At 71.2% G+C, this 7460-nt stretch carries 5 protein-coding genes; all 5 read right to left on the bottom strand.

From position 1 onward, the window contains the following. On the bottom strand, window positions 1-1049 hold a 1049-nt coding region (locus O3Q52_RS45190), incomplete at its 3' end, for an ABC transporter ATP-binding protein (RefSeq protein ID WP_269654318.1). Window positions 1050-1159: 110 nt separating this feature from the next. After that, window positions 1160-1930, bottom strand: coding sequence for an ABC transporter permease (locus O3Q52_RS45185; RefSeq protein WP_269654317.1), 771 nt, complete (start codon window positions 1928-1930; stop codon window positions 1160-1162). Between the two features lie 4 nt (window positions 1931-1934). Next, a complete protein-coding gene (locus O3Q52_RS45180; RefSeq protein WP_269654316.1) occupies window positions 1935-2930 on the bottom strand; it encodes an ABC transporter ATP-binding protein in 996 nt (331 codons plus the stop codon). 143 nt (window positions 2931-3073) lie between these two features. After that, window positions 3074-4009, bottom strand: a complete 936-nt coding sequence (locus tag O3Q52_RS45175; RefSeq protein WP_055617802.1) for a hypothetical protein — start codon at window positions 4007-4009, stop codon at window positions 3074-3076. A 182-nt stretch (window positions 4010-4191) separates the two neighbouring features. Next, window positions 4192-7460 (bottom strand): polarized growth protein Scy (scy, locus tag O3Q52_RS45170; protein WP_269654315.1); only part of this gene is annotated, 3269 nt, incomplete at its 5' end.

Here is a 7460-nt window from a genome sequence, read left to right as displayed (position 1 = left end):
GCGAACGGCTGGCCGCCCTGCTGGGGCGGCGGCGGGGCGTACCAGCCCGGCTGGCCCTGACCCGGCACCGGCATCTGCTGCGGGGGCATCGCGCCCGGCGGCAGCTCCTGCTGCAGGCCCGCGCGCTGGTCGATGGTGGAGCGGTAGTCCACGGCGCCCTGCGTCATCCGCATGTACGCCTCCTCCAACGAGGCCTGGTGCGGGGAGAGCTCCCACAGGCGTACGTCGGCGCTGTGCGCGAGGTCGCTGATCCGGGGGAGCGGCAGGCCCATGACACGCAATGCGCCGTCCTGCTCGGGCAGCACCTGGCCGCCCGCCTCGGTCAGCGCAGCCGTCAGCTTCTCGCGCTGCTGGGGCTCGGTCTCGGGCGTACGCACGCGGGCGAAGTCGGCCGAGTTGTGCGAGATGAAGTCGCGGACGCTCATGTCGGCGAGCAGCTGGCCGCGGCCGATCACGATGAGATGGTCGGCGGTGACGGCCATCTCGCTCATGAGGTGGGAGGAGACGAAGACGGTCCGGCCCTCCGCGGCCAGCGACTTCATCAGGTTCCGCACCCAGAGGATGCCCTCGGGGTCGAGGCCGTTGACCGGCTCGTCGAAGAGCAGCACCTGGGGGTCGCCGAGGAGCGCGGCGGCGATGCCGAGCCGCTGGCCCATGCCGAGCGAGAAGCCCTTGGAGCGCTTTTTCGCCACGTCCTGGAGGCCGACGACGCCCAGCACCTCGTCCACGCGGCGGGCCGGGATGCCGGACAGCTGGGCGAGGCACAGGAGGTGGTTGCGGGCGTGCCGGCCACCGTGCACGGCCTTGGCGTCGAGGAGCGCGCCGACCTGGCGGGGGGCGTTGGGCAGCTTGCGGTAGGGGTAGCCGCCGATCGTGACCTGACCGGAGCTGGGGTTGTCGAGCCCGAGGATCATGCGCATGGTCGTCGACTTGCCCGACCCGTTGGGCCCGAGGAAACCGGTGACGGAACCCGGCCTTACCTGGAAGGAAAGGTTGTACACGGCTGTCTTGTCGCCATAGCGCTTCGTCAGGCCGACTGCCTCGATCATTCTCCGCACCCATCGAATGGTTCAGGACGTCGGGGCACACGCCCCCGTAAGGGTTAGGAGGATAGCCGGGCGCTGACGGTTCCCCCCAAAGCTGAGCAAAATCGTGAGCCCTACGCGTCCCTCTTCTTCAGCAGCACGTATCCGCCCGCCACCGCCACCAGCACCCACAGGACCATGATTCCCAGGCCGCCCCAGGGGCCGTACGGCACATCGTCGTCGATCGGGGTGACGACCTGCATGATCTTGCTGCCCGCCTGGTCCGGGAGGTACTGGCCGACCTTCTTGGTGGCGCCGACGTTGCCGAGGATGGCGGAGATCAGGAAGAAGAAGGGCATCAGGATGCCGAGGGAGAGCATCGGGCTGCGCAGCATCGTGGCGACGCCCATCGAGAAGAGGGCGATGAGGGTCATGTAGAGGCCGCCGCCGATGACCGCGCGCAGGACACCCGGGTCGCCGATCGAGGCCCGGTGCGAGCCCAGCATCGCCTGGCCGAGGAAGAAGGCGACGAAGCTGGTCGCGAGGGCGACGACGAAGGCGAGTCCGGTCGCCACCGCGATCTTGCTGAAGAGGAAGGTGCCGCGCTGCGGGACCGCGGCGAGCGAGGTGCGGATCATGCCGGTGCTGTACTCGTTGGAGACCACCAGCACACCGAACACGATCATCGCCAGCTGACCGAGGCTCATCCCCGCGAAGCTGATGAACGTCGGGTCGAAGGAGAGCCGGTCCTTCGTGCTCAGGTCGTCGAACTCGTTCTTGGACAGCAGCGAGATGAGCACGCCGAGCGCGACGGTGACCACCGCGGCGAGAGAGAGCGTCCACACCGTGGACGCCACCGACCGGATCTTGGTCCACTCGGACCGGACGACCTGGGTCGCGGACATGGATTCAGCCCTTCTTCCAGTCGTTGCCCCACTGGGGCGCCTGCGGCTGCCCGGTGGGTGCGACGGCGGTCGGCACGGTGCCGGCGAGCCCCGGGTCCGAGTGCGCGTGGTACTCCACCGACTCCGCCGTCAGCTGCATGAACGCCTCTTCCAGCGAGGCCTGTTGGGGGCTCAGCTCATGCAGCACGATCTGGTGCTGGGCCGCGAGCTCCCCGATGTGCTCCGACTTCGAGCCGTCCACTTCGAGCGCCTCGCCGCCCGCCTCGACGACGGTGACCCCGGCCCCGTGCAGCACGTCGAGCAGCCGCTCCCGCTGGGGCGACCGGATCCGTACGTACGAGCGTGAGTTCTGCCGGATGAAGTCGGCCATGGAGGTGTCGGCGAGCAGCCGGCCCTGGCCGATCACGACGAGGTGGTCGGCGGTCAGCGCCATCTCGCTCATCAGGTGCGAGGAGACGAAGACCGTACGGCCCTGGGCGGCCAGGGACTTCATCAGGTTGCGGATCCAGTGGATGCCCTCGGGGTCGAGCCCGTTGACCGGCTCGTCGAACATCAGGATCCGGGGGTCGCCGAGCAGCGCGCCCGCGATACCGAGCCGCTGCCCCATGCCGAGCGAGAAGCCCTTGGCCTTCTTCTTGGCCACCGCCGTGAGGCCCACCGTGTCGAGGACCTCGTGCACCCGCGCCCGCGGAATCCCGTTGCTCTGCGCGAGGCACAGGAGATGGTTGAAGGCGCTGCGGCCGCCGTGCATGGCCTTGGCGTCGAGCAGGGCACCGATGTACTTCAGCGGATCCTTGAGATGGTCGTAGTGCTGCCCGTCGATCCGCACATCACCCGCGGTCGGCCGGTCGAGCCCGAGCAGCATCCGCATCGTCGTGGACTTGCCGGCCCCGTTCGGCCCCAGAAACCCGGTCACGATCCCCGGCCGCACGGTGAACGTCAGATGATTCACCGCCATCTTCTCGCCGTACCGCTTGGTAAGCCCTTCAAGCTCGATCATGGGCTCACGCTAAAACGCGACAAAGCCCCCTGCCACTTCAGTGACAGGGGGCTCTATGTCTCTTAGCGGCCGCGCCCCGTCAAGGGGCGCGGGGAACTGCGCGACCAGCCACGACCGGCCCGCAGCTCTCCCACAACCCATCCCTACCGGGACTGCTGCGCCGGAACCCCACGAGAGATCGGCTCGTCCTCGGCCGGCGAGCCGGCGGCAGCCACAGCCGCACCGGTCAGCGTCGCGAGCATCTCGCGGACGTTCGTCAGCTGAGCGTTGATCGAGTCGCGACGGTTCGTGAGAGCCGCCAGCTCGCGCTCGGATTCCGAACGGATCCGGTCCGCCTTGGCGTTCGCGTCGGCCACGATGTCCTCGGCCTGGCGCTGAGCCGTCTCCACCGTCTGACGGGCGCGGCGCTCGGCGTCCGTACGCAGCTTCTCGGCCTCCAGGCGGAGCTGCTCCGCGCGGTGCTCGATCTCCGCGAGACGCTTCTCGGCCTTGGCCTGACGCGAGGCCAGGTCGCGCTCGGACTGCTCCCGGCGCTTGGCGAGGTTCGTCTCGAAGTCGGCGGCGGCCTGAGCGGCCTTCGCACGGGTCTCCTCGAAGAGGGCGTCCGCCTCCTCACGCTTGGACTGCGCGTCCTTCTGAGCCTCGGTACGCAGCTGAGAAGCGTCGGACTTGGCCTTCTCGACGATCCGGACGCCCTCGTCCTCCGCCTTGGCCTTGCGGTCCGCAGCGAACGATTCTGCGTCGTTACGCACCTGCTGGGCCGCCGACTCGGCGAGCTCACGGTGCTGTTCCGCCGCGCGACGGGCCTCTTCGCGCAGGTCCTTCGCCTCCTCCTCGGCGAGGCGGAGGATCTTCTCGACGCGCGCGCCGAGGCCGGCGTACGACGGCTCGGCGTCGCTGACCTGGGCCTGGGCGTTCTGCGTTTCGAGATGGAGCTCCTCGATGCGCTTTTCCAGAGCAGTGATACGGGCCAGAGCGCTGTCACGGTCGGAGACGAGCTTCGAAATGCGTTCGTCCACCTGAGCGCGGTCGTACCCACGCCGCACAAGCTCGAAGCCGTAGGGGGAAGTGTCGCTCATGGGGTTCCTGTCGAATGAGACCGGTGAGGTGATAGGTGGAATCCTAGGGGTCAAGACGGTGTGTCATCGAGCAGTAGCCCGATTGATATGGAGAATGACACCCTTTTTGGTGGCTAACAGCCGGACCGCTTGCCAGAGACGATGCCGAAGGCCTCTGGTAAGCACGGAAGTTGGCCATTTGGCTAGCCCTCCGACGGCTTGCCACCCGAACGAGTCGCACCGGCCGCAGCGGCAGCCTTGACGCCACCGTCCTTGCCACTCGACGGGGCCTCAAACGACTCCAACGCCTCAAGGACGTCCTGGACACGGGAGATCTCGGCATTGATGTCCTCGCGGCGCCGGACCAGCACCTCCAGCTCGCGCTTGCCCTCCTCGACCGCGGCCCGCGCCTCGCGCACCGCCTCGGACCTGATCGCCTCGGCCTCGGAGATGAGCGCGGCCTTCTTCTGCTCGGCCTCCTTGAGGAGCCCCTCCGCCTTCTTCACGGCGGCGATCCGGACCTTGCCCGCCTCGGAGTTGGCCTCCGACACCAGGTCCTTGGCCTTCGACTCGGCTTCCCTCAGCTGGTCCTCGGCGGCCTTGATGAGCGCGTCGCAGCGGTCGCCCGCCGCCTTCATCGTCTCCGCGGACTCCCGGCGGGCCCGGTCGTGCAGATCCTCGATCTCGCCGGTGATCCGGTCACGCAGCTCCTCGGCCCGCTCTCTTATGGCGGTGGCGTCCCGGCGCGCGCCGACCAGCAGCTCGTCCGCGTCCGTCCGGGCCCGCTCCACCAGCGAGTTGCCCTCGACGGTCGCCTCGGAGACCAGCCGCTCCGCCTCGTTGCGGGCGGCGCCGACCATCGTGTCGGCATGCCCTTCGGCGTCCGCGGTGGTCTTGTGCGCCGTCTGCTGGGCCTCCGTGATCAGCTTGTCGGCCTCGGCAGCCGTCTCCGAGATCAGCGTGTCGACCTGCTCGGCCGCCTCGGAGCGCCGCTTGTTGGCCTCCTTGCGCGCCTTGTCCAGGGTGTCGTCGGCCTCGTCGCGGGCGTTCGACATGAGCCGGTCCGCCTCGGCGGCCGCCTCGTTCTTGACGCGCGCCGCCTCCGACCTGACCCGCTCGGCGTGCTGCTGCGCGGAACCGACCGTCTCGGCCGCCTCGGCGCGCAGCCGCTCCGCGTCGTCCGTCGCGTCCGCGATCAGCTTCTCGGCCTTCGCCACCGACTCCGAACGGACCCGCTCCGCCTCCGCGTTGGTCTCCGCCGTGAGCCGCTCCGCCTCCGACGTCACCTCGGTGATGAGGGTGTCGGCCTGCGTCGCCGCGTCCGACCGGATGCGGTTGGCGTCCTCGCGGGCCTCGGCCCGCGCCCGTGAGGCGTCCTGCTCGGCCGCCGCGACGGTGTCCGACGCCTCCGTACGGGCCCGCTGGACGAACTCCGAGGCGTCCGAGCGCAGCCGCTCGGACTCGGTGATCGCCTCCGAGACCGTGCGCTCCGCAAGGGACTTGGCGGCCTCCGACTCCTGGTGCGCCTCGCGCCGGAGGCGGTTGCCGTCCTCGGCGGCCCGCTCCCGCTCCGCGTACGCGTCGGCGCGGACCCGGTCGGCCTCCTGCTGCGCCTCCGTACGCGTGCGCTCCGCCGCGTGCTCGGCGGCGCTGCGCAGGCCCGTGATCTCCTCCTGGGCCTGCTCGTGCAGCCCGGCGACGGAATCCCGGACCTGCTGTGCGGTCTGCTCGGCGGCCGACACCATCTCGGTCGCCCGGCGGTCCGCCTCCTCGACCAGCCGTACGGCCTCGGTCTGGGCCTCGTCCACGCGGTTGCGCGCCGACGCCAGCAGCTCCTCGCTCTGCTCGCGAGCCCGCTCCCGCTCCTGGTCGGCCTCCTGCCGGGCGGCGCCGAGGAGCTCCTCGGCCTCGCGGCGGCGCCTGGCGGCCTCCTCCTGGGCGGCGGACAGCGCCTCGGCCGCCTCCGTGGCGAGCCGCTCCGCGGCGGCCTGCGCCTCGGACCGTACGCGGTCCGCGGTGTCCTGAGCCTCCGACTTCAGCCGCTCGGCCTCCGCCGCGGCCTCCGAACGCAGCCGTACGGCGATGGACTCGCCCTCGGCACGCGAGGCGGACGCGTCGGAAGCGGCCTCGTCGCGGAGCCGCTCGGCCCCCGCCCCGGCCTGCGCCTGGAGCGTACGGATCCGCTCGGCGGCCTCGCCGCGCAGCCGGTCGATCTCCTCGGCGGCCTCACGACGGATCCGCTCGCCCTCCGCGCGCGCGTCGGTCAGCGCCTCCTCGGCAGACGCGAGGCGCTCCTCGGCCTCCGTGTGCAGCCGGGTCAGCCCCTCGGCGGCCTCGGCCTGGCGGGCCGCTATGGCCCGCTCGGTGTCCTCGTGCAGTTCACGGGCGGCACGCTCGGCCTCCGCGATGATGCCCTCGGACTGCTCGACGGCCTCCGCCCGGTGCCGCTCGGCCTCCGCGCGGGTGCGCTCCAGGGTCTCCTCGGCCTGCCGGCGCAGCGTCGTGGCGCGCTCGATGGCCTCCGTACGGACCCGCTGGCTCTCCGTCGTCGCGTTCGACCGCTGGTCGTCCGCGTCGGCCTTCGCCTTGGCGAGCAGCTCCTCGGCGGTCTTGGCCGCCTCCTCGATCTGCTGGACGGCCTCACGCCGGGCCTCGGAACGGATCCGCTCGCCCTCGGCGTTGGCGTCCGCGCGCAGCTGCTCGGCGTCACCGCGCAGCCGGCGCGCCTCCTCCTGCAGCTCGACCGTCTTGGCGCGGTACTCCTTGGTGTCGTCCTTCGCCGTGCCCTTGAGCTGCTCGGCGATGTCGTGCGCCTCGGCACGCAGCCGGTCCGCCTCCGCCTCGGCCCCGGCGCGGATCCGCTCGGCCTCCTCGGACGCGGCCTTGGTGGTCGACTTGGCTTCCTCGGACGCCTTGTTCAGGACGTCCTCGGCCGTACGGGCCGCCTTGGCGAGCTGGGAGGCGGTCTCCTCCGCGGTGAGGCTGCGCGCGTTCTCCTCGGCCTCCGCGACGATCTTCTCGGCGGCGGTCCTGGCGTCCGCGACGACCTGCTCGGCCTCGGCCTTGGTGGACTCGGCCTCCTTGGTGGCCTCGCTGACCAGCCGGGCGACCTGCTCCTTCGCCGTACGCGTGCGCTGCTCGTTCGCCGACTCGGCGCTGGAGAGCGCCTTGGCCGCGGCCTCCTTCGCCTCGGCGAGGACCTTCTCCGCCTCGGCCCGCGCCTCGCGCAGCGCCGACTCGGCCTCGCTTATGCGCTGCTCGGCGGCCCGGCTCAGCTCGCCGGCCTGACGGCGCGCGCTGTCCGACTCGGTCGCGGTCGAACTGCGCAGCTGCTCGGCGTGGTCGGTGGCCTCCTGGGCCTGCGTCGACGCCGCGTTCAGTAGCCGCTCGGCGTCGGTGCGGGCCCGGCGCAGCAGCGCCTCGGCCTCCGCGCGCGCCTGCTCCGCGTCGCTCTGCAGCCGCTGACGGGCCA

The sequence above is a fragment of the Streptomyces sp. ActVer genome, from assembly GCF_027270795.1.
GTDB lineage: Bacteria > Actinomycetota > Actinomycetes > Streptomycetales > Streptomycetaceae > Streptomyces > Streptomyces umbrinus_A.
This window is presented reverse-complemented; position numbering and strand designations above follow the sequence as displayed.

Bases quoted from the DNA above. Each gene is read 5' to 3' on its own strand.
- O3Q52_RS45185 (WP_269654317.1), bottom strand. From the start codon at position 1,930: ATGTCCGCGACCCAGGTCGTCCGGTCCGAGTGGACCAAGATCCGGTCG.
- O3Q52_RS45175 (WP_055617802.1), bottom strand. From the start codon at position 4,009: ATGAGCGACACTTCCCCCTACGGCTTCGAGCTTGTGCGGCGTGGGTAC.
- O3Q52_RS45180 (WP_269654316.1), bottom strand. From the start codon at position 2,930: ATGATCGAGCTTGAAGGGCTTACCAAGCGGTACGGCGAGAAGATGGCG.